Annotated in this window: 11 protein-coding genes and 1 pseudogene; 6 read left to right on the top strand and 6 right to left on the bottom strand. The window is 74.5% G+C overall.

What is annotated here, in order from left to right; translation table 11 throughout:
- Positions 1 to 84: 84 nt before the first annotated feature.
- Positions 85 to 843: a helix-turn-helix domain-containing protein gene (locus FH715_RS07360; protein ID WP_170184663.1), complete on the bottom strand. Its 759-nt coding sequence runs from the start codon at positions 841 to 843 to the stop codon at positions 85 to 87.
- Between the two features lie 240 nt (positions 844 to 1,083).
- Between FH715_RS07360 and FH715_RS07355 the strand changes: the two genes are divergently transcribed.
- Both FH715_RS07355 and FH715_RS07350 read left to right on the top strand, forming a co-directional pair.
- A complete protein-coding gene (locus tag FH715_RS07355; protein WP_139642005.1) occupies positions 1,084 to 1,938 on the top strand; it encodes an NAD(P)H-binding protein in 855 nt (284 codons plus the stop codon).
- Positions 1,939 to 2,370: 432 nt separating this feature from the next.
- Positions 2,371 to 2,973, top strand: a pseudogene (locus tag FH715_RS07350) (lytic polysaccharide monooxygenase auxiliary activity family 9 protein); the annotation flags it as partial.
- Between the two features lie 132 nt (positions 2,974 to 3,105).
- On the opposite strand, the gene FH715_RS07345 reads toward FH715_RS07350, so the two are convergent.
- The 3 genes from FH715_RS07345 to FH715_RS07340 form a co-directional block, all read right to left on the bottom strand.
- Complete coding sequence (locus tag FH715_RS07345; protein ID WP_139642001.1) at positions 3,106 to 3,735, bottom strand: DUF6879 family protein; 630 nt, start codon at positions 3,733 to 3,735, stop codon at positions 3,106 to 3,108.
- Positions 3,728 to 3,865: a hypothetical protein gene (locus tag FH715_RS28110; protein WP_170184655.1), complete on the bottom strand. Its 138-nt coding sequence runs from the start codon at positions 3,863 to 3,865 to the stop codon at positions 3,728 to 3,730. Before FH715_RS28110 ends, FH715_RS07345 begins: the two co-directional genes overlap by 8 nt.
- Positions 3,866 to 4,064: 199 nt before the next feature.
- On the bottom strand, positions 4,065 to 4,466 hold the full coding sequence (locus FH715_RS07340) for a hypothetical protein (RefSeq protein WP_139641999.1): 402 nt from the start codon (positions 4,464 to 4,466) through the stop codon (positions 4,065 to 4,067).
- A gap of 156 nt (positions 4,467 to 4,622) precedes the next feature.
- Here FH715_RS07340 and FH715_RS07335 point away from each other — a divergent pair, with 156 nt between their 5' ends.
- Together FH715_RS07335 and FH715_RS07330 are read left to right on the top strand one after the other, a co-directional pair.
- Positions 4,623 to 5,417 carry a helix-turn-helix domain-containing protein gene (locus tag FH715_RS07335; RefSeq protein ID WP_139641997.1) on the top strand — a complete coding sequence of 265 codons (795 nt, stop codon included), beginning with the start codon at positions 4,623 to 4,625 and terminating at the stop codon, positions 5,415 to 5,417.
- On the top strand, positions 5,414 to 5,620 hold the full coding sequence (locus FH715_RS07330; RefSeq protein WP_139641995.1) for a DUF397 domain-containing protein: 207 nt from the start codon (positions 5,414 to 5,416) through the stop codon (positions 5,618 to 5,620). The genes FH715_RS07335 and FH715_RS07330 overlap by 4 nt, the downstream gene beginning before the upstream one ends.
- A gap of 13 nt (positions 5,621 to 5,633) precedes the next feature.
- On the opposite strand, the gene FH715_RS07325 is transcribed toward FH715_RS07330, so the two are convergent.
- Together FH715_RS07325 and FH715_RS07320 are read right to left on the bottom strand one after the other, a co-directional pair.
- Positions 5,634 to 6,332: an SIMPL domain-containing protein gene (locus FH715_RS07325; RefSeq protein WP_139641993.1), complete on the bottom strand. Its 699-nt coding sequence runs from the start codon at positions 6,330 to 6,332 to the stop codon at positions 5,634 to 5,636.
- Positions 6,333 to 6,424: 92 nt separating this feature from the next.
- Positions 6,425 to 8,395 carry an ABC1 kinase family protein gene (locus FH715_RS07320; RefSeq protein WP_139641991.1) on the bottom strand — a complete coding sequence of 657 codons (1,971 nt, stop codon included), beginning with the start codon at positions 8,393 to 8,395 and terminating at the stop codon, positions 6,425 to 6,427.
- Positions 8,396 to 8,684: 289 nt separating this feature from the next.
- Between FH715_RS07320 and FH715_RS29285 the strand changes: the two genes are divergently transcribed.
- Positions 8,685 to 18,335, top strand: a complete 9,651-nt coding sequence (locus FH715_RS29285; protein ID WP_139641989.1) for a condensation domain-containing protein — start codon at positions 8,685 to 8,687, stop codon at positions 18,333 to 18,335.
- Positions 18,336 to 19,805: 1,470 nt separating this feature from the next.
- Complete coding sequence (locus tag FH715_RS07310; RefSeq protein ID WP_139641988.1) at positions 19,806 to 21,503, top strand: hypothetical protein; 1,698 nt, start codon at positions 19,806 to 19,808, stop codon at positions 21,501 to 21,503.
- Positions 21,504 to 21,597 lie beyond the last annotated feature (94 nt).

Raw genomic sequence — 21,597 nt, 5'->3', positions numbered from 1 at the left:
TTCCGTTTCGGACGCAGCGTGCCCCCACCCGCCGCGTTCATGCCGCACGTCACCCCGGGAAACGGTGAACGGCACACCAGCGGATCAACAAGGCCCGGGCGTCGGGAGTCGGCCGGCGAAGAACGCCCCGGGAGGCACACCCACCATGCTCCTGAACTCGGCGGCCATGTGGGACTGGTCGTAGTAACCGGTCGCCGCGGCGAGTCGCGCCAAAGTCGCCGGGTCGCCCCGCCGACCGTCGGCGAGCGCCCGGCGCACGCGGGAGATCCGGGCGTAGGACTTGGGCGGCAGCCCGAGGTCCTCGGTGAGCAGTCGTCTGAGGTGGCGTTCGCTGACGGACAGCCGGTGCGCCAGGTCGGGCAGCCGGGCCGGGCCCCGGCGCGACAGGATCTCGGCGGCGTCGGCGATGAGAAGGGCGCGGGAGGGTTCCTGGAACGGGTGGGCGTCGAGGCGGCTCCGCAGGGCCGCCGCGAGCTGCCCGGCGATCAGCTCGGGGGCACCGCCGAGGCCCAGCAGCCGCCGTTCCAGACGGGCGCCCGCGGCGCCCCACAGGTCGGCGAGCGGCGTCACCCGGTCCACCAACTCGCCGACGGGCACGCCCAGCACGGGACGGGTGACGCCGGGCCGCAGCCGGAACCTGAGACAGACCGGCAGCGGTTTGCCCGTGTGGTAGGAGGCACGGGTGCGGGGGCCGACGACGAGCAGGTCGCCCTCGCCCTCGGGGGTCACGCGGAGGACCAGGGCCGTTGCCGGGTCCGGCAGCTGGGTGAACCCGGCGTCGGTGGAACCGCTCAGGTCGCACACCTCCCCGAGGGGCGCGACCAGGCCGTCGACGGTCTTCACCCCACCGACCCTACTGCGGGGGATTCCGCCGAACGGGCCCGTCGCGCGTTCCGCCGAAGGCCCCACCTCACGCTCCACCGAAGACATCACCTCGCGTTCCGCCGAAGGCCCCCGTCGCGCTCTCCGTCGAAGACCCCCGTCGCGCCTTCCGTCGAAGGCCCCGCCGCCGGCCCGGGACGCCTCCGGACCCGGCCGATTTTTCCTAGGAACCGGCGGAAACGCCCTGGCAGCCTGGCGATCATGATCCTCATCACCGGTGCCACCGGCACCATCGGTCGAGAAGTGGTCCGGCTACTGGCGGCGCGCGGAGAGAGCGTGCGCGCGGCGACGCGCGCCCCCGCGCGGGCCGCCGCCGTGCCCGCCGGGGTCGAGGTCGTGCGGGCGGACTTCGACGACCCCGCCTCGTGGGAGGCCGTGGCGGAGGGGGCGCACGCCGTGTTCATGCTCAGCGCCCCGGGCCCCTGGCTCCCCCGGCACGACGCCACGCTCCTCGCCGCGGCGCGGTCGGCGGGCGTGCGGAAGGTGGTGAAGCTCTCGGCGATCGGAACGGGCGAGGCGCACGGAGCCCGGGTCGGGGACTGGCACCTCCCGGGGGAGGAGGCGGTGCGTTCCAGCGGCCTGGAGTGGGTGGTGCTGCGGCCGTCCGGCTTCGCCTCCAACGCCCTGGGCTGGGCCGACGCCCTCAGAAGCGGCGCGCCGGTGCCGAACCCGATGGGGGCCGGCGGCCAGGGCGTCATCGATCCGGGGGACGTCGCCGAGGTGGCGGCGTTGGCCCTGACCTCGTCCGGTCACCACGAGAGCGTCCACACCCTGACCGGGCCGGAGTCGCTGAGCGTGCCCGACATGGCCGCGCGGCTCGGCCGGGTTCTCGGCCGGGCGGTGGAGACCATCGACCTCACGCCCGAGGAGTACCGCGACGGGCTGGTCGCCGCGGGGCTGGATCCCGCGTTCGTCGAGGCCGCCGTCGACGGTGCGCGTCGTGTCGCGGAGGGCGGCGTCGCCGACCTGACCGACGACGTGGAACGGGTGCTGGGCAGGCCACCCCGCACCTTCGCCGCCTGGGCCCACGACCACCGCGCTGACTTCACCGGCTGACGTCAGGCGGCGGAACGGTTCCCCCGCGCACGCCCGTCGCGCCCTCACGCGGCGGCCGTCATGAACAAGCCAACGGGCATCGCGGGCAACGGAGTTGTGGACGGGGTGGTTTCGAAGTGGCCGGGTTGGAGGTACGTTGCTAACGGGAGCGCTCCCACGACGCACGGCGGCATACCTCGACCACGGTCGGGCGACACCACCCCACAGCCGCGCACGGTGGAGGGCGAGGCGCAGGAGAGCCGTTCGCCGGCCGGCCACGGGAGTTGGCGGTCGCACGACCCGAGGTCGAGGAGGACTCTAGAGGAGACCCCCCACATGGCCATTCGACCTCCCACCGACCGGAGCACCTCCGCCCGGCGCACCTCGCCGCTCGGCGGGACACGGGCCCGCAGGGCACGCTTTCTGAGCCTGCTGGTGACCGCGCTCGTCGCCATGGTGCTGACGAGCCTGCCGTCCCCCGCAGCGGCGCACGGCGTCGCCATGTCCCCCGGCTCGCGGACGTACCTCTGCTACCGGGACATGATCGAGAACGGCACGCCGGCCAACCCGGCCTGTGCCGACGCGGTGGCCGAGAGCGGCACCAACCCGCTGTACAACTGGTTCGCCGTGCTCGACTCCAACGGCGGCGGCCGGACCGAGGGCTACATCCCCGACGGTGAGCTGTGCAGCGGCGGCAGCAACGGGCCCTACGACTTCTCCTCCTACAACGCGGCCCGCGACGACTGGCCGAGCACCGACCTCCAGGCCGGCTCGACCATCGAGTTGCAGTACAGCAACTGGGCCGCCCACCCGGGTGACTTCGACGTCTACATCACCAAGAGCGGCTGGTCCCCCACGGACTCCCTCGGCTGGGGCGACCTCGAACTCCTCGGCAGCGTCACCGACCCGCCCCAGACCGGCGGCGCCGGCTCCGACGGCGGCCACTACTACTGGGACGTGAACCTGCCGTCCGACCGGACCGGCCAGCACATCCTCTACGTGCACTGGATCCGCTCCGACAGCCAGGAGAACTTCTACTCCTGCTCGGACGTCGTCCTGAGCTGAGCCCGCGCACGGGCGAACGGCCGCCCCGGCCGTTCCCGCCCGACCAGCTCACCCCGCCCCCGCCCGGCCACGCTCCGGGCGGGGGCGCGGGGCGTGCGGCGGGGGCGTGCGGGCGGGCCCGGGTCAGGCGGGGGGTGGGGGAGCCAGGTGGGCCACCTCGCGCGCGAAGAAGGTGCGGACGTCCTCGGCGGCCGTGAACAGTTCGCGCAGATGAGCGCCCCAGCGACGCACGGTCTCGCGGTCGGTGAAGCGGACCGCCCCCGCCGGGCGACCCCGGTCGTCGTAGCGCACGCGGAAGAGGGTCCGATCACCGAGTGACACCAACTCGGGCAGGGGCCGCCCGGCCGCCGCCTCGTCGAAAGCGATCTCGGAAGCGGGAAGAACGCGCACGGAGTGGCCCGATTCGGCTCGCATCCGAAGCCAGTGCAACTCCCACTGGACATAGGGCGTCACCGGCTGCTCCACCACCCGGACGCGGTGCCGGACCGCGCCGCGCGCCGCCTGTTCCTCGGCGGCCCGGCGGGCGGATTCCCGTTCGCTCTCGAAGAGGCGCAGCGCCTCCTGCCAGTCGCCACGCCGCAACGCGTCCCGACTCGGGTCGTCGACCTCCTCGAAGTGCTGGAGGCGTTCGAGCTTGAACGAGTCCGCGCCGCGGACGACCGCTCTGCGCTCACGGAAGTCCTGCCTGAACTCGGAACGGGTCAGGAGCGTCCCCGTTTCGTCAGCGAGGAACGGAGCACGGAGGTCACTCATCGGGAATGTCCCCCTTGGCGGCGCGCAACATCCCGCCCGGGATCACGACCAGCCGCTCTTCGGCGTCCAGCGCGACTCCCGGCGGCAGACGGGAGGCGTAGTGTCCGGGCTCGTCTCTCCCCGCTCTCACGGTCGCTGTCGTGGCCGCCCTCATGGTCGCTCTCATAGTCACCGTGGGTATCCACGGCGATACCGGGAACGAGGCCCCGGGTGGGAGCGTGTTCGCGCCATTCGACGGCGCGCGAGCGACGGCTCCGCCGGGCGGCGCACGCGGCGGAGCCGGGCGTAGCAGGCGGCCGGCCGTTCGACGGGCGGTTCTGCCCAACGTCTCAGCCTGCCGACGGCTCCCCGTCGTCGCTTCCGTCGCCGTCGTCGGCTTCCTCTTCGTCGGACGCGGTGGGGTCGTCGGGCTCCGGGGACTCGGCCTCCAACTCCTGAGTCAGGTAGTGGTCCAGGCGGCTGCCCCGGCTGCGGGCGATGCGGTGGAGGTCGCGGAGTGCGGCGGTGAGGCAGGTGCCGAGGTCGGCGAGATCGGCGCGCTCGCAGCTCTCGTCCTCGATCATGCCGTCGCTGAGGTCGATCAACAGCTCCGCGTACCGCATCTGCTTCCGCTCGGCCTCGTCCGCGAACGCGGTGACCCGGCCGCGTCCGCCGCCGGCGAGATAGCAGGGCCGTCCCAACGCGTCCTCCCAGGGCAGCAGTCGGGCCGGCTTGTCGTCGATAACGATCATCTTGGGTGCTCCTTGACTCAGGTTCTGGTGTGGTCGACGCAGAAGATCGACAGTTGGCGACCGATCTGTAGCGAACCCCTCACAGCCTGGAACCAACGCAACTAGCCTGGCCAGAGAGTCGCGGGTGACAGTCGACCCGTCGCAGGAGAGGCAACGATGAGCAACACCTATGGGGAGTGGTTGAGGGCCCAACGCGAGAGCGCCGGCCTCACACAACAGGAGCTGGCGGAGCGGGCGATCATGACCCGCTCGCACATCTCCCACATCGAGGGCGGTCGCCGGGTCCCGTCCCGCGAGGACGCCCGCAGGCTGGACAAGGCGCTGAACACCGGGGATGTGCTCAGCACGTTCCTGCCTGGGGGAGGTGACGAGCGGGCCCTTGCCGACTACTTCGAGCCGGTCGAGCCACTGCAACAACAGGCCACGATCATCCGAGAGTTCGCCCTGTCCTACGTACCCGGCCTGCTGCAAACCGAGGACTACGCGAAGGCCGTTCTGGGATCGGCCTTCCCTCCGGTGGGTGAGGCGGAGCGTGACAGGCGGGTTGTCGCTCGCCTGAATCGTTCCCGCGTACTGGATGACCCCGTGTCACCCGTACTGTGGGCGTTGATCGACGAGGCCGCACTGCGCCGTACGGTAGGTAGCCGAGAGGTGATGTCACAGCAGATCGGCCACTTGGTGGAGCTAACCGAGGTGGGCAGAATCAGAACCCATGTGATGCCACTGCAGAACGCCTACCCACTGATGGAGGGCACGCTGACCCTCATGTGGTTCGAAGACCAGCCGCCATGTGCCTACAGCGAGGGCCACGAATTCGGCCGGTTGCATGACGCCCCTGCCGTAGTTCAAAGGCTCCAGAACACATACGATTTGGCGTTGGGCGAAGCCTTGCCCCAGGAAGACTCCCTCACTCTGATGAGGGCCATCGCGAAGGATCACCTCACGCCATGACCAACCGCTCCATCCCCGTCGCCGCCGCAACGCGTGGATGGCGCAAGTCCTCCTACAGTGGCCCCAACGCGGACAACTGCCTGGAGGTCCGGGACGACCAGCCCGGCGCCGTCCCCGTCCGCGACTCCAAGAACCCCACCGGACCCCACCTGCTGATCCCCGCCGCCGCCTGGGACGCGTTCCTCGGTCTCGCTCGGGGCTGACCCCGGTCAGAGGTCAGAGCACCGGCGGGGTGATGGTGAACCTCGCGTTGATCCGGGCGTGGACCGTCTGGCGCCTGGGCTCCAGGTCGAGGGCCGCGGGGGCGGGAGACGCCGCCGCGCGGCCCGCCGGGGCCGCCGCCGCGCCGTAGCCGCCGCGGGCGGCGCCGAACTCGGGCTGGCCCTCCGCGCCCAGGTCGGCTATGTCGATCAGCCCGGCCAACTCCGAGCCCACAGCCTCCGCGTACTCCCGGGCGCGGGCGACGGCCTGGCGCACGGCCTCCTGGCGGGCCTCGCGGTGCACGGGCGAACCGGGGCGCAGGCCCCACCAGGGGCCGGAGACGCTGGTCAGCTCCAGGTCGGCGAGCCTCGTCGTCACCTCGCCGAGCGCGGTGAAGTCGTTGAACACCGCCTGGACATGGACCTTCCCCTGGTACGCCCGCACCCGCTCGCCGCGACCGCGCAGCTCGGGGCTGATGGAGAACGCTCCGGTCTCCAGCTTCTCCGTCGCGTCACCGTAGGAACGGAGCAGGTCCAGCACCGCGTTGTTGCGCATCGTCAGGTCGTTCAACGCGGCGCGGCGGTCGCTGCCGCGCGCGCCGACCGTGACCCCGATCCGCGCGGTCTCCGGGTCGACTTCGAGCCGGGCCTCGCCGCGCACGGCGACGCGCGGTCCCGTGGTCGGGTGGTCGGCTGGGCTTTCCGCGTGGGTCATGGGCGCTGCTCCGGGAGGGGAGTGAGGAGTCGGACGAAGGGGTCAGTGGAACCGTAGGCGAGGGCACTGACAGTCCGACCGGGCCGACCGGCTCATCTGGGGGCGCGGATGATCGAGAAGATCACCCGCAGGACCAGGACACCGCTGAACATCAGCAGGTTGAGTCCGATGACGTCGTAGAGGGTGAGGGAGCCGGCGATCTCGTTGGCCTCGGCGTCGTCGGTGCGGAGGAGCAGCACGCCCATCAGTCCGATGAGTCCGCCGAGGAACGACAGCAGCACGTCGTTGACGATGCCGCGGATGAAGCGGCGGTCCCGTGGGTCGGCCAACAGCCGTACCTGGAAGCCGAGTCGGCCGCCCTCCAGGGAGTCGGTGATGCGGTCGATCCGGCGGGGCAGCCGGCGGATCACCGGGACCAGGGAGAGCGTCTCCTCGGCGATGGTGCGGCCGGCGGCCTCGGGGGTGAGCTTCTCCTGTATCTGGCCGGCGGCCAGCGACTGGGCCTCCTCGACCAGGTCGAAGTCGGGCGCGATCCGCTGCACGGAGCCGGTGATGGTGCCGATGGCGCGGAAGACGGCGGCCAACTCCGGGGGCACGCGCAGCCCGTGCGCGGTGACCATGACGAACAGCTCGGCGAAGATGGCGGCCTGGTCGGGCGGGCCGCCGGGCGCCAGGTGCTTGGCCATGAACCGGCCGAGCGAGCGCTCCAGTTGGTCGGCGTCGGTGTCCTCGTGGCGCTCGACCAGCTCCAGCATGGCGTCGCACAGGGCGGCCGGGTCCTGCCGGTGTATCGCCAGCAGCATGGTCTGGAGCGAGGAGCGCAGGGAACGGTCGATGCGGCCGACGGAGCCGAAGTCCAGCAGCACCAGGCGGCCGTCCTCCAGCAGCATGATGTTGCCCGGGTGCGGGTCGGCGTGGAAGACGCCGCCGGTCATGATCTGTTGCAGCAGGCAGCGCAGCAGCCTGCGGGCGACCTCGGTGGGGTCGAGGCCGCGCTCTTCGAGGACGGGGCCCGCCGTGTCGAGGGTGACGCCGTCGAGCCACTCCAGGACGAGCACCCGCTCGGAGGACAGCTCCTCGTAGACGCGGGGGATGGCGACGTCGATCTCCGGGTCGTCGGCGCCGGCCGAGGCGGCGATGGCGACCATGTTGCGCGCCTCGACGCGCAGGTCCAGCTCCTCGTGGAGGGAGGCGGCGAAGCCGGCGGCCAGCTCGGTGGCGCCGAAGTTCCTCCCCCAGTCCGTGTGTTGCTCCAGCTTGCTGCTGAGGCGGAAGAGGATGTCGAGGTCCTGCTCGACGACGTCGCGCGCGCTGGGGCGCTGCACCTTGACCGCGACCGCGTCGCCGTTGTGCAGCCGGGCCCGGTAGACCTGGGCCATGGAGCCGGCGGCCAGCGGCTGGGGGTCGAACTCGGCGAAGATCTCCGAGGGGTCGGCGCCGAGCGCCTCGCGGAGGACGGGGGTGATGCGCTCGGTGGGCTCGGGCGCGACCTGGTGCTGGAGTTGGGCCAGCTCCTCGATGAACTCCATCGGCAGCAGGTCGTAGCGGGTGGAGAGGAGCTGGCCGACCTTGACGAAGGTGGCGCCGGCCTCCTCCAGGGCGAGCCTGAGGTTGATCGCGGTGGAGCGGTAGCTCTCGCCGCTGGCCGGGCGTCCCTTTCGGCTGCGGCCCCGGCCGCTGAGGGCGCTGCCGAGGCCGTGGCGGATGGCGATGCGGCTGAGCGCCGAGTAGCGACGGGTCCTGGCGATCTGGCGGCGGATGCGGCCGGGCCAACGGACCACGTTGGCAAGGGAACCGGTCGGCAGCAGCACCTCGGAGAGCGCCAGGAAGAGCAGGGCGGCGACGGCGGCGAGGCCGAGCTGGACCGTGATCAGGGCGCCGCCTCGGGCGTCACCCATCAGCTGGCCGACCATCCAGAAGACGGCGGCGCCGGCACCGCCCGTGAGGGTGGCTCTGATCAGGCCGAGACGCAGCCCCAGGATGCGGCCGGCGCCGGCGGAGAGCGCGGCGACGAAGAAGGCGAGTGTGGCGGCGGCGATGACGAGGAAGAACGCCAGTTCCATCGATCCTGCCCTGGGGGCTAGCGGGTGTGTGGGGGCGAGGCCCGTGACGCTGGTGTGTGACGAGCGATGTCCAGACTGTCACCGAACGGCCGCCCATGACGGGGAGCGGGCCCAGTTTTCCTGAAGCTGCACCGATGGCCAGGGATTCCGGTCGTACCGATGGCCAGGGTTTCCGGAAGCTGCATCGGGCACCGACGGGAGGCCGCCCGGATGGTCTGCTACGGGGGGAACCGCTGTATGTCCAGCACGGTGCCAGCCTAGCTGGACCGGGAATTGGGGAGTCCGAGTTATGGGCAAGTCCAGGCTCGCGGATGTCGCTCCGCTGTCGCCCTCGCAACGCGATCTGCTCTCCCGCGCCCTCGCCGACGAGCAGGCGCTGGCGCTGCTGACCGGGCAGGTGGAGTGCGCGTGGGAAGGGCCCCTGGACGTCGCGGCGTTGCGTGCCTCGATCGGCACGTTGCTGCGTCGGCACCCGGCGTTGACGGCCGGGTTCCTGGCCGAGGACGCGGCGCGACCGGTGCGGTTCCTCCCGGCGGACCCCGAGTTGCCGTTCGTCGAGCACGACCTGAGCGCGTTGCCGCCGCTGCTGCGGGAGCGCGAGGTGGCGCGGCTGGCCGAGGTGGAGCGCGGGCGGCGGTTGGCGCCGGCGGAGCCGCCGCTGGTGCGGTTCACGCTGCTGCGGACGGCGCCCGAGCGGCATCTGCTGCTGGTGACGCACCACCAGTTGGCGCTGGACAGGTGGGCGCGGCCGTTGCTGGTCGCCGAGTTGCTGGCGCTGCTGGCGGCGGGCGGTTCGGACGAGGAGCTGCCGGAGCCGCCGTCGTCGCGCGGCTGGTTCGACTGGCAGGCGGCCAGGGACGCGGAGGCCGACGCGGCGGCGTGGCAGCGGGTGTTGGGCGAGATCAGGCAGCCCGGTTTTCTCACCCGTTCGGGCGACCGGCGGGTGCCGTTGGCGCGGGAGTCGTACGCGCATCCGCTGCCGGTCGGGCTCTCCGACCGGTTGAACGGGCTGGTGGACCGGACGGGTTCGACGCTGTCGGCGGTGCTGCACGCGGCGTGGGCGCTGGTGCTGGGGCGGTTCACGGGGCGTTCCGAGGTCGTGTTGGGCAGTGCGCTGCCGGGGCGTCCGGCGGAGGTGGCGGGCAGCGGTTCGCTGCTGGACGCGCTGGCGGGGGTGTTGCCGCTGCGGGTGGCGCTCGGGCCCGAGGAGACGCTGCTTGACCTGTTGCGGCGGGTTTCGGAAGGGCAGCGGGCGTTGGAGCCGCTGCCCTACGCGACGCCGCCGCGGCCGACGGACGGGCTCTTCGACACGGTGGTGGGCTTCGGGGTGCGTTCGGTCGCCGACGCGCTGGCGGACGGCGCGCCGGCGGGCGGTCCCCGGCTGGTGGGCGTGCGGGAGTTGGACTGCTCACCGCAGCCGTTGACGGTGCTGGGCAGCGCGGCGCCTGATCTGAGGCTGCGCTTCGACTACCGGCCTGACATCTTCGACCAGCCGGCGGTGGAGCGGCTGGCCGGCTGCCTTGAGCGGCTGCTGGTGGCGCTGGCCGACGACCCGGAGCAGCCGGTCGGCGCCGTGGACGTGCTGGACCCGGCCGAGCGGCAGCGGGTCCTGGTCGACTTCAACAACTCGGGGGTGCCGCTGTGGGCGCGCACCCTGCCGGAGCTCTTCGAGCAGCAGGTCAAACGGGGGCCCGAGCGGCCGGCGCTGCTGGGCGAGCACGGGCTGGCGACCTACGGCGAGTTGAACGGGCGGGCCAACCGGCTGGCGCGGCTGCTGATCGCGCGCGGCGTCGGCCCGGAGGACGTGGTGGCGTTGCCGCTGCCGAGGTCCGTCGATCTGGTGGTGGCGACGCTCGCGGTGGCCAAGGCGGGCGCGGTCTCGTTGCCGGTCGACCCGGCCGGCCGCGACGCGTGGCCGGCCGGGGTGCGGCCCGCGCTGACGCTCACCACCCGGGCGTGCGCGGCGGCGTTCACGACGGGGGCGCGCGCCGAGGTGCCGACGTTGCCGCTGGACGCGCCGGACACCCTGGTCGAGCTGGGCAGGGCCGAGTCGACGAACCCGACGGACTCCGACCGCCGTCGCCGGCTCCAGCCGGCGCACGCGGCGCTGCTGGTGGACGCCGGCGGGGCACGGGGCGCGACGGTGGTACCGCACACGGGGCTGGCGAGCCTGAGCGCGACGGCCGCGCAGCGCTTCGTCTTCACCGGCAACGACCGGGTGTTGATGTACGCCAGGCCGGGCTCCACGGGCTCGCTGCTGGAGCTGACGGTGGCACTGACCACGGGCGCCGCCCTGCTGGTCGCGCCCGCGGACGCGGGTGAACGGCGGCTGCCGACCGAGCTGATGACGCAGTGGCAGGTGACACACGCGCTGGTCGACGCGGCGGCGCTGTCGGGCGCCACGCCCGAGCAGCTGCCCTGGCTGCGGGTGCTGGTGCTGGACGGCACCGAGGTGGACGCCGCGCTGGTAGCGCGCTGGTCGCGCGGCCGGACGCTGGTCGGCGGCCTCTCGGCGGCGGAGACCAGCGCGTTGGCCGTGGTCAGCACGCCGCTGGGCGGCGGGCAGCCGCCGTCGCTCGGCGGGCCGGTCGTCGGGACGCGGGCGTTCGTGCTGGACGCGGCGCTGCGGCCGGTGCCGGTGGGGGTCGCGGGCGAGCTGTATCTGCTGGGCGCCGGCGTGGCGCGGGGCTACACGGGGCGCGCCGACACGACGGCGGAGCGGCTGGTGGCCTGCCCGTTCGGCGGTCCCGGGGCGCGGATGTTCCGCACCGGGCAGCTGGCGCGGTGGCGGCCCCACGGGCAGTTGGAGTATCTGGGCGCGGCGGCCGGGCGCGCGGCCGGCGGCCCCTCGGGCGTCGGGCTGCTGCCGGCGACGCCGCAGCTGCTGGCGCTCGCCGAGCGGCACGGAAGCCCGGAGGGGCACCAGGCGATGGTGCTCCAGGTGCCCGGCGGGCTGGACGAGTCGGCGCTGGTCGGGGCGTTGGGCGCGGTGCTCGACCACCATGACGCGCTGCGCGGCAGGCTGGTCGGCTCGGCCGCGATCGGCTGGGCGCTGGAGATCGCCGAGCCGGGCACGGGTGACGCGGCGGGCGCGTTCCGGCGGGTCGACGTGTTCGGCCGTTACGAGCGGGAGTTGGGCGCCTCGGTGGACGCGGCGCTGGCCGAGGCGGCCGGCGAGCTGTCGCCGAGGGACGGCGTGATGCTGCGGCTGGTGTGGCTGGACACCGGGCCGGGGCGGGCCGGGCGGCTGCTGGTCGTGGCGCACCGGCTGGTGATCGACGACGCGTCCTGGCGGGTGCTGCTGCCCGATCTGCACGCGGCCTACCGGGCGTTGGCCGCCGGCGCCACGCCCCATCTGCCGGCGGTGCGCACCTCGGCGCGCGCCCTGGCCCTGGACCTGGCGCGGCAGGCCGCCGCGCGCTCCGCCGAGCTGGACGGCTGGCGGCAGGTGTTGGACGCGCCGGACGCGCCGGTGGCGCCGGGCGGCGCGGGCGCGGGACGGCACACCGTGACGGTCGACCCGGCGGTGTCGGCCGCCGTGCTGCGCGCCGGCGCCGGACTGTCGGTCCCCGGCCTCCCGGTGAACACGGTGGACGTGCTGCTGACGGCGCTCGGCGTCGCGGTCGCCGAGTGGCGCGCGGAGCGCGGGCTGGGCGGCGGGCGGCGCACGCTGGTGGAGATCGTGGAGCACGGCAGGGGCGAGGGTTCGGGCGGGGCCGATCTGTCGCGCACGGTCGGCTGGTTCGCCAACAGCTACCCGGCGGCCGTCGACCCCGGCGAGGTGCCGGCCGAGGCGCTGGGCCGGGTCGCCGGCCAGCTGCGCGCCCTGCCGGGCCGCGGCGCCGGCTTCGGCCTGCTGCGCTGGCTCAACGCGGAGACGTCCGCCGTGCTGGCGGGGGCGCCGGAGCCGAGGATCGTCTTCGGCTACCGGGGCCGCACCCCCGGCACGGGGCAGGACTCCGACTGGCTGCCGGTCTCCGAGGCCGCCGAGGACGGCCGAGCCCCGCTGCCGCCCGGCCGTCAACTGGGCCTGGAGGTGCGGACCGTGGAGTCCGGCCGGGGCCCGGTGCTGACCGCCGAGTGGCGCGGCGGCGACGGCCTGGGCGAGGCGGAGCTGACCGCCATCGCCGGGCACTGGCTGGCCGCGCTCGCCGATCTCGCGGGGCAGCGCCCCGCCGACGCCGGCCCGCCGGCCGCCGAGCCGGCCGCGCTCACCGGGCCCGGGCCGCTCACCGCGCGCCAGTCGGAGCTGCTGGGCGCGCTGGCGCCCGGCGAGGGCCGGGCGGCGGTGCACGCCGCGCAGTTGACGCTGGACCTGGAAGGCCCGCTGGACGCGGCGCGGCTGCGCGGCGCGCTCGACGCGCTGCTGCGCCGGCACGACGCGCTGCGCACCGGGCTCGCCCCGGCCGGCGCCGAGGCGCCACGGCCGGCGGGCGACCTGCCCTGGCAGGAGATCGACCTGGGCGACGTGCCGGCCCACCGGCAGGACGGCAGGCTGCTGTCCGTGCGGCGCAGCGAGCGCGACCAGCCGTTCGCGCTGGACGCCCCGCCGCTGGCCAGGGGCGCCCTGGTGCGGCTCGGCGCGGACCGGCACCAACTGGTGCTCACCGCGCACCGGCTGCTGCTCGACGACCGTTCGCTCTCGCTGCTCCCCGGCGAGCTGCTGCATCTCTACGCGGCCGACGACCTCGCCGCCGTCCCCGCGGCCCCCTCCTACCGGGCGGCGCTGCCGGAGCTGACCGCGCTCGACGGGGAGGCGGACCTCGCGGCGTGGCGCGCGGTCCTCGCCGACCTGGGCGGGCCGACGCTGGCCGCCGAGGCGCCGGGCGCGCCCGACACGGCGCGGGAGACGGTCGCCGTCGAGCTGTCCGACTCGGTGACCGAGCGGCTGACGGCGACACTTCACGCCAGGGGCGTGCCGCTGGAGGCCGCCGCGCACGCCGCGTGGGCGCTGGCGCTCGGCGCGTTGACCGGGCGTCGGGACGTGGTGCTCGGCGTGACGGCCCCCGGCCGGTCGCCCGAGGCGGCCGGCGCGCTCGGCCCGTTCGACCACACGGTGCCGCTGCGCGTGCGGATCGACCCGGCCGAGCCCCTTACGGAGCTGCTCGGGCGCGTCCACGCGGAGCGCACCGCGCTGCTGCCGCACGGCCGGGTGACCCTGGCCGCGCTGCGTCAACTGGCCGGCGCCGGAACGCTCTTCGACTCCTCTGTGCTGGTGCGGGAGCCGGCCAGGCCGGCGCACGCGGGCGAGCCGCGGCTGACGTCCGTGGGCAGGCTGGATGCCGAGGCGACGCCGGTCACGTTGGCCGTGGTCCCGGGCGAGCGCCTCACGCTGCGGCTGGGCCACCGGCCCGACGCGCTGGGCGGCGCCGCGGCGGCGCGGCTGCTGGGCCGCGTGCGGCAGTTGCTCACGGCGCTCGCCCTGACCCCGGGCGCCCGCACGGCGGCCGTGGGCCGGCCGGGCGAAGCGGAGCGGGTGCGCCTGACCGCGTTCCAGGGCCGCGCGGAGCGGGCCAGGGCGACGGAGACCGCGGTCGAGCGGTTCGAACGACAGGTCTCCGAGCGCCGTGACGCCCCCGCGCTGGTCACCGAGGCGGGCGAGCTGTCCTACGCCGAGCTGAACCTGCGCGCCAACCGGCTGGCCCGGCTGCTGATCCAGAGCGGCATCGGCGCGGAGCGGGTCGTCGCGATCGCGCTGCCGCGTTCCGCCGATCTCGTCGTGGCGATGCTCGGCGTGCTCAAGTCCGGTGCCGCGCACCTGCTGCTGGACCCGACGGAGCCCCTGGTCCGCACCGAGCGGCTGCTGACGGCCGCCGCGCCGCTGCTGCTGATCACCGACCAGGCGAACAGCGGCCGGTTGCGCACCGGGCTCGGCCCCGGGCGTCTGATCCTCGACGACCCGGGCGTGGTCCGTCAGTTGACCAGCGGCTTCGGCGAGCCGAACGACCCCGAGCCGGCCTCGGACGGCCCCTCGGACGGCTCGTTGGACTCCGAGGCGACGACGCAGCTGCGCCTCTCCGACGTCGCCGGCGGCCGTCCCGACCAGGACACCGCCGCCGACCGGGACCGTCCGGCGGGCAACGCGGGCGACCCGACCGACGCGGAGCGCGTCGCGCCGCTGCGGGGCGCCAGCCCGGCCTATGTCAGCCACGCCAGGGACCAGGCCTCGGGCCCCGGCGCGCTGGTCACCCAGGCCGGCGTGGCCGCGCTCGCGGACGCCGCGCTGCGGCTGACCGGGTTGACGGCCGGCAGCCGTTCCCTGGCCACGGCCCGCCCCGGCGACCCCGAGGCGGAACGCGCGGTGTACGCGGCGCTGTTGAACGGCGCGACGCTGGTGCTGCCGGCGCAGGTGCCGGGCGGGCAGGCGTTGGCGACGCTGCTCGGCCAGGCGGCGGTGAGCCATCTGACGTTGGGCGACCAGGAGTTGACCACGCTCGGGCTGGCGGGACCGCTGCCCGAGGGGCTGGTCGTGGTCGTGCCCGGCACGCCGCGCACCGCCAGGGAGGCGGGCGCGCGGCCCGCCGCCCTGGTGACCCGCGCGGTGCCGGAGAGCGGGGTGCCGGCGACGGTGACCGGGCCGCAGGGGCCGGAGGGCCTCGACGGGCTCGACGGCGCCGCCCTCTGGGGAACTCCGGCGCCCGGTATGCGACTTCAGGTGCTGGACGGGCTGCTGCGCACGGCCTCGATCGGCGTCGCCGGCGAGCTGTATGTCACGGGCCCCAGTCTGGCCAGGGGCTACGCCGGCCAGCCGGGCGCGACGGCGGCCCGGCTGGTCGCCGACCCGCACGGCGAGCCGGGAGCCAGGATGCTGCGCACCGGCGCGGTGGTGCGCTGGACGGAGGACGGGCGTCTCGTGGGGGCCGCCCCGCGTGCGGCGGACCCGGCGGAGGCGCCGGGCCCGGTGCCCGACTACCGGCAGACGCTGCCGGTTCCCGTCGCGTCCCCGGCCCCGGTCGACCCGCGGGTGACGGGCGCACCGGTCGACGAGCCGGCGGCCGACCCGGGCACGACGATGATGCTGAAGCTCCCGCCGCCGCCGGAGGCGGCTGACGCGGCGAGCACGGCCGAGCCGGAGGCGGCGCCGCCGAACCCGACGATGGCGCTGCGGGTGGACAACCTGCCGGAGCCGGGGGCCGACCGGCCCGCCACCAACGACGCTCCGGCCGAACCGCCGAACCCGACCGTCGCACTCCGCATCGACAACCTGCCCGAACCGGGGGCCGACCGGCCCGCCACCAACGACGTCCCGGCCGAGCCACCAAACCCGACCGTCGCACTCCGCATCGACAACCTGCCGGAGCGGGAGGCGGCGCCGTCGACCGGAGAGGTCGGGGTTCCGCGGAACGACGCCCCGGCGGCGGTGAGCGAGCCGGAGGCGGAGACGGGGACGGAGCCGGAGACGGGGACGGAGCCGGAGACGGAGCCGGAGACGGAAACGGAAACGGCGTTCCCGGCGACGGCGTTCGAGGCCGAGCCGGCCTCCGAGCCGGCCTCCGAGCCGGAGGCCGCACCGGCACCGGCACCGGCACCGGCACCCGAAACGGCCCCCGCCCCCGCCCCCGCGCCGAGGGCGGAGACGGACCGCGCCGCCGAGTCGCCGTCGGTCGCGTCGCGGAGCACGAACGCGGGCACGAACGCGGGCGGGGCGCCGCTGGGCGCCGGGCCTCGGGCCACCGTTCCCGACGCCTTCCGCGTGCAGGTCGCCAAGACGCCGGCCGCGCCCGCCGTCGCGCTCTCCGGCGACACTCTCTCCTACGCCGAACTGTACGAGCGCGTGGGCAGGTTGACCGCCGTGCTCATGGGTCGGGAGATCGGCCCGGGTGCGAAGGTCGCGCTGGGCGTGGCGCGCTCCGCCGACCTGGTGGTCGGGTTGTTGGCGACCCTGGCCAGCGGTGCCGCCGCGTCGACGGAGACCTCGGAAGCGGACCTGACGCTGGTGGCGGCGGAGGCAGGCTCCGGCGAACTGGCCCTGGACCGGCCCGAGATCGCCGTGACGCCGGCGCCCCGTTCACCCGTCGCGGTGGCCGTGGACCAGCCCGCGCTGGTGGGCCCGGACGGTTCCGTCTCCCACGGCGAGGTCGTGGACCGTGCGCTGCGCGCCGCCGACGACCTGGCGGCGCTCCGTGAACGTGCCCCGGACGGTTCGGCGTTGCTGGAGATCCTGGGCACCCTGCTCAACGGCGGCACCGTGGAGGCCGGCGGCCCCCCGTCGGGGGCCGCGCGGACGGCGCACGAGCCGGAGCCGCGGGACGTCCAGGCCGAAGGGGCCCCGGAGCCGTCCGCGTTGACGGCACCCGTCGAGTCGGCACCCCCCGAGACGGAGACCGTCACGGCGGCGACCGAAGAGGCGGCGCACACAGAGGTGGCGCACACAGAGGTGGCGCACGACGCGGCGAAGCACATGGAGGCGGCACGCGTGGAGGCGGAGCCTCCCGCACCCGCGCCCGCACCCGCACCCGCGCCCGCACCCGCACCCGCCGTCGCGCATGACTCCGGCACCGGTGAGCTGCCGTTGCCGCCCAACGCGCGTTGGCTGCGGGAGCGCGGCGGCCCGCTGGCCGGCTGCCACCAGTCGGTGCTGGTGCGGACGCCGGGCGGCGCCGACGAGCAGTCACTCGCCGACGCCCTCCAGGCGGTCGTCGACCACCACGCCGGGCTGCGACTCACCCTCACCACCGAGCCGGCCGACGGCACCGACGACGCCGAGGCAGGCCAGACGAACCAGGCAGGCCAGGCGCGGACGGAGGGGACGGGCGAGCCGTTCTGGACGTTGCGCGTCCGCGAGCCGGGCGCGGTCAACGCCGCGTTCTGCCTGACCAGGGCCGAGGTGCTGGGCCTTGAGGGCGAGGACCTGTACCCGACGCTCCGCGACGAGGCCGATCACCTGGTCGGCGAGCTGGACCCGGAGCAGGGCGAGACCCTGCGCGCCGTCTGGTTCGACAGCGGTTTCGACGAGCCGGGCTATCTGCTGCTGGCCGCCCACCAGTTGGTTGTGGACGGCGTCTCCTGGCGGGTGCTGCTGGAGGACCTGGCCACCGCCTACGCCGCCGTGGTCGACGGCGGGACGCCCGAGCTGCCGCCGGTCGGTACCTCGGTGCGCGCCTGGGCGGAGCGGATCACCGCGGACTCGGAGGAGCGCGAGGACGAACTCCCGCTCTGGGAGGAGATCCTGGAGTGGTCCGACGGCGCGCTGACCGACCGCCCGTTCCTGCCGGAGGAGCCGGCGACGACGCGGAGCCTGACGGTCAGCCTGTCCGCCGAGGAGGGCGCCACCGCGCTGCTCGGCACGGGCCGGGCCGCCGGCGCGGAGGGCGATCCGCTCGCCGTGCTGCTGGCCGGGCTGGCGTTGTCGGTCGGTGACTGGCGGCGGAGGCGCGGGATGAGCGAGGGCCAGGGGCTGTTGGTCGACCTGTTGGACACCGCGCGCAGGAGCGGCGCCGAGCGGACGGTCGGTTGGCTCGCGGCGCCGCACCCGGTGCGCCTCGACCTGGCGGGCGTGGGCCGCGACGAGGCGGTGGCGCGGGTCGCCGAGACGCTGGGCGAGGTGCCGGACGAGGGGCTCGGCTACGGCCTGTTGCGCTATCTGGAGCCCGAGCTGGCCGAGGATCTGGCGGAGGCGGCGCAGCCGCAGTTGGGCTTCGCGTGGCTGGGTCGGTTCCCCGCCGCCGAGGCGGGGGACGCCGACGCCGACTGGAAGCTGGTCGCCGACGGCGGCGGCGTCGGGCTGCCGGGACCCGCGGGCGCCCGGGGCACGCGGCTCTCCCACGGGCTTGAGATCAGCTGCCATGTGCAGGAGTTGGCGTCCGGGCCCCGGCTGGTGATCGGTTGGCGCTGGCCCGAGGGGCTGTGGGCGCGCGAGTCGGTGAACGAGCTGGCCGAGGGGTTGTTGGCCGCGCTCTCCGCACTCGCGGGTCGGGAGTCGGAGGTCACCGTCGGCTGATCCGGGGCGACCGCGACCGAGGGGCGCGTTCGGGGATTCACACTCCCCCGGGCGTGCCCCTTCGCGTTGGCCCACTCCGTCACGCCGGCGCGCGCCACCATCGGTCGGGCGGCGGCCCTTTGGAACGGTCGGCGCCGGGGCAACCAACGGGCGGCGGGCCCTGCCGCGAGTGCGGCGGGCGGTCGTTCCGCAACAGTTCGTCAACAGTTCCCCTGGCTTCCCCGGTCGTTCCGGCGCGAGGGGGGCGGTGCGCGACGGGTCGGAGGGAGGGCAACGGGAAGCGACGTTCGGTTGTCCGCGCGGCGTACGGTCTGTGCCAAATCGGGAACAGTCGGACTCCCGCGCCGGAGAAAGTTGAATGTTGCGTTCTTTTCTGTCGATCGAATGACCGCTTTGGCAGCAAGTTGCCAAACCCCTCTCTGGTATTCGCGGAAACTTCGACTACGTTCTTGCGAGCGCCTCCCCCACCGCGGTTTACCCGCCGGGCGCGGGGAGTCGTGCATGGACGACGTCCCGCTCAGTCGCGTGTTCGGGCTGCTACGGTGTCGTCGGCTTCCGAACTCGCATTCGGAAGCCGGAGGAAGGTGGGCCGCGTGCCCATCCGAGCGGTGAGCGCGGGATTCCGGCGCCTCTCCGGCTCGCGGTCGAACGCTTCCGGTTCGGCCGGGAGACACGGGGAAGGACCGTGTCCCACGTGGGACCGCAAAGGCATATGCCAAGGCGCACGCCCGCACATATGCCGGGAGGAGAAGATTCGACGGAAGGCGGCACCGCCCGCCCTCCGCGAATGCGTCGAACGCCCCGCCGGAGTGCGCTCCGCCGGGTGACGCGCTAACAGAAGACTCGTCTCGGGGGAGACCACACGCATGTACAGCCGATGGCCGATGAGTTCTGCGAAGGCGGACGACACCGCCTCCGACGCCCCGCCCACCGCACCGGCCTCGCCGCCGGGCGCGAGGGCGAACGACAGGGCGTTCTCCCAGGTGAGCGCGCCGGGTCGACGACCGGCGTCCCCCTGCGCACGCCGGCGCGAACGAGCGGCGCCTCCCCGGCGGCTCGCGCCTCCCACGGGCTTCACGCGACGCTCCGCCTTATCGGCCACCCTGTGAAGGCCCCGGCCCAACCGCCTCCCGCACCCCGCCCGGGCACCCGAGCGCGAGCGCGCGCCAACCGCTCCGAGTGACCGCGCGGCCGGCAATCCCAAGGCTTTTCGGGAGTTGCCCGCACCTCGCCAACGGCTGAGGGGAACGAGGGAAGTCGGGGAAGTCGGTTCATCCGAACAAAGCCGAACCGCGCCCGGTTGAACGTTAAAACCGCATTCCCCGGCCCTCGGGAAACCCCCCTACGGCCGCCGTTTCACTCCTGGCAGAACACCTCGTACGACCACGGTTCCGCGTGTCGGGGAACCCGGTTTCACTCCGTCTCGTTCCTGCTTCATTCGAGGGGCCTCGGAAGTTTCGAAGGGGGAAAATGTCCGCACCATCATCCGCCGCAGAGCATCTCCGGCCGTTGCCGGGCGCGAGCGGTGATGAGATCGAGTCCTCGCTGCTCCAGGCGCTGCGTCTCATCGAGTCCACCGTCTCGTTGCACCGCAACGGCGCCGACAACCGTTCCCTCCAGATGCTGCCCGGCCGCCTCGCGGCCTCGGGCACGGCGCGGCTGCTGATCGACGGGGCCCAGCGACGGATCAGCTACGCCGGCCCGCACCCGCCGCAGGGCACGGAGGACGAGCAGGCGGTGCTCTCCGGGCTGCACGCCGCCTACGAGCGCGGGGTGCGGGTCCGGATGCTGTACTCGGCGCCCCCGCTGGACGAGGAGGAGTCCGTCGGGCTGACCCCGCAGCCGACCGGCTGGGAGGTCAGGGTCACCGGCGGGGACGTGCAGGAGGCGCTGATCGTCGACGGCCGGGTCGCGCTGCTGCGCGGCGGCGACCGGCACGGTGCGCAGGCCGCCGTCACCGAGGACCCGGCCACGGTGCGGGCGTTGGACCTGCTGCTCGCCGGCACCTGGCAGACCGCGCTGACGCCGACCGCGCACCGGAGGCTGGCCCAACGGCTGCGGCGGACGCCCACGCAGCGGGTCCTGGGCCAGCTGCGGGACGGGGCGACGGACGAGGCGGCGGCGCCCGAGTTGGAGATGTCGCTGCGGACCTACCGCCGCCTGGTCGCCGAGATCAAGTGCGCCCTCGGCGTCAACTCCCGCTTCCAGGCCGGGGTGCGGGCCGTCGAGCTGGGGCTGCTGCCGGACGGCGACCGGGCACGCGCGGAGCTGCCCGACCGCGAGTCGCTGGCCGCGACGCTCTCGGAGACCCTCCAGGAGGCGCTGCACCCCGGGTCGCCCGCCCAGCGGCACCGTCAGGAGAGACCCCGGGGCAGCCGGGGGGATGAGCTGGAGCGTGCGCTGTTGGAGATCCGGACACTGATCGAGGAGACCAGACGCCAGCACGCCAGCCAGCTCAGCCACCGGTCGCTGGTCTGTGAGGTCACGCTGGACGACGAGGCGTTGGTGACGGCCGTGCGGGAGCTGGTCGAGCAGGCCGAGCACAGCGTGGACGTGGTGCTGGCGGCCGACCCCGCGCGGACCAGGAAGGTGCACGCGGCCCTCGCTCGGGTGGCGGCCGAGGCCCGCGCCGGGGTGCGGGTGCGGCTGCTGTGCAACCAGCCGGCGGTGGAGGCGGGTTGTCTCTCCACGCAGGGGACGGGCCGGCCGTGGGAGGCGCGGGTGGCCCGGATGCCGGCGCTGACCGCGACGGTGGTGGACGACCGGGTGGCGCTGGTCAGCACGGAGTCCCCCGCCGGTCGACGCGCGTCCATGATCCGCGCTCCCGGCGTCATCCGCACGTTGAACACGCTCTTCGCCGGCGTCTGGCGCAACGCGGTCCGCACGCCGGGGCAGTTGGACTTCGGCGGCCGGGTGCGGACCGAGACCGTGCGCCGCATCCTCCAGAAACTCCAGGTCGGGGTGACCGACGAGGTGGCGGCCAGGGAGCTGTCGGTCTCGGTGCGGACCTATCGACGGCATGTCGCGGAGATCATGGCGGTGTTGGGGGCGACCTCACGCTTCCAGGCGGGGGTGCGCGCCGCCGAGCTGGGACTGCTCACCGACCCCCCGAGCTCCGACTCGCAGCTTCCTGCAAGCGAGGCTCCGCGGCAGCCCGGCGACCGTTAGAACGGCGAGAGGGCGCCGTGAGTGCGGCCGGAAGGCGTGAGAACGGCCGGAGGGGGGCCGGCTGTTCTCCCGACGGCGGACGCCGGTCGTCCAG

This window comes from Streptomyces sedi (assembly GCF_006335015.1).
Classification (GTDB): Bacteria; Actinomycetota; Actinomycetes; order Streptomycetales; family Streptomycetaceae; genus Streptomyces; species Streptomyces sedi.
The sequence above is the reverse complement of the archived record's forward strand: the minus strand, read 5'-3'. Positions and strand labels throughout refer to the sequence as shown.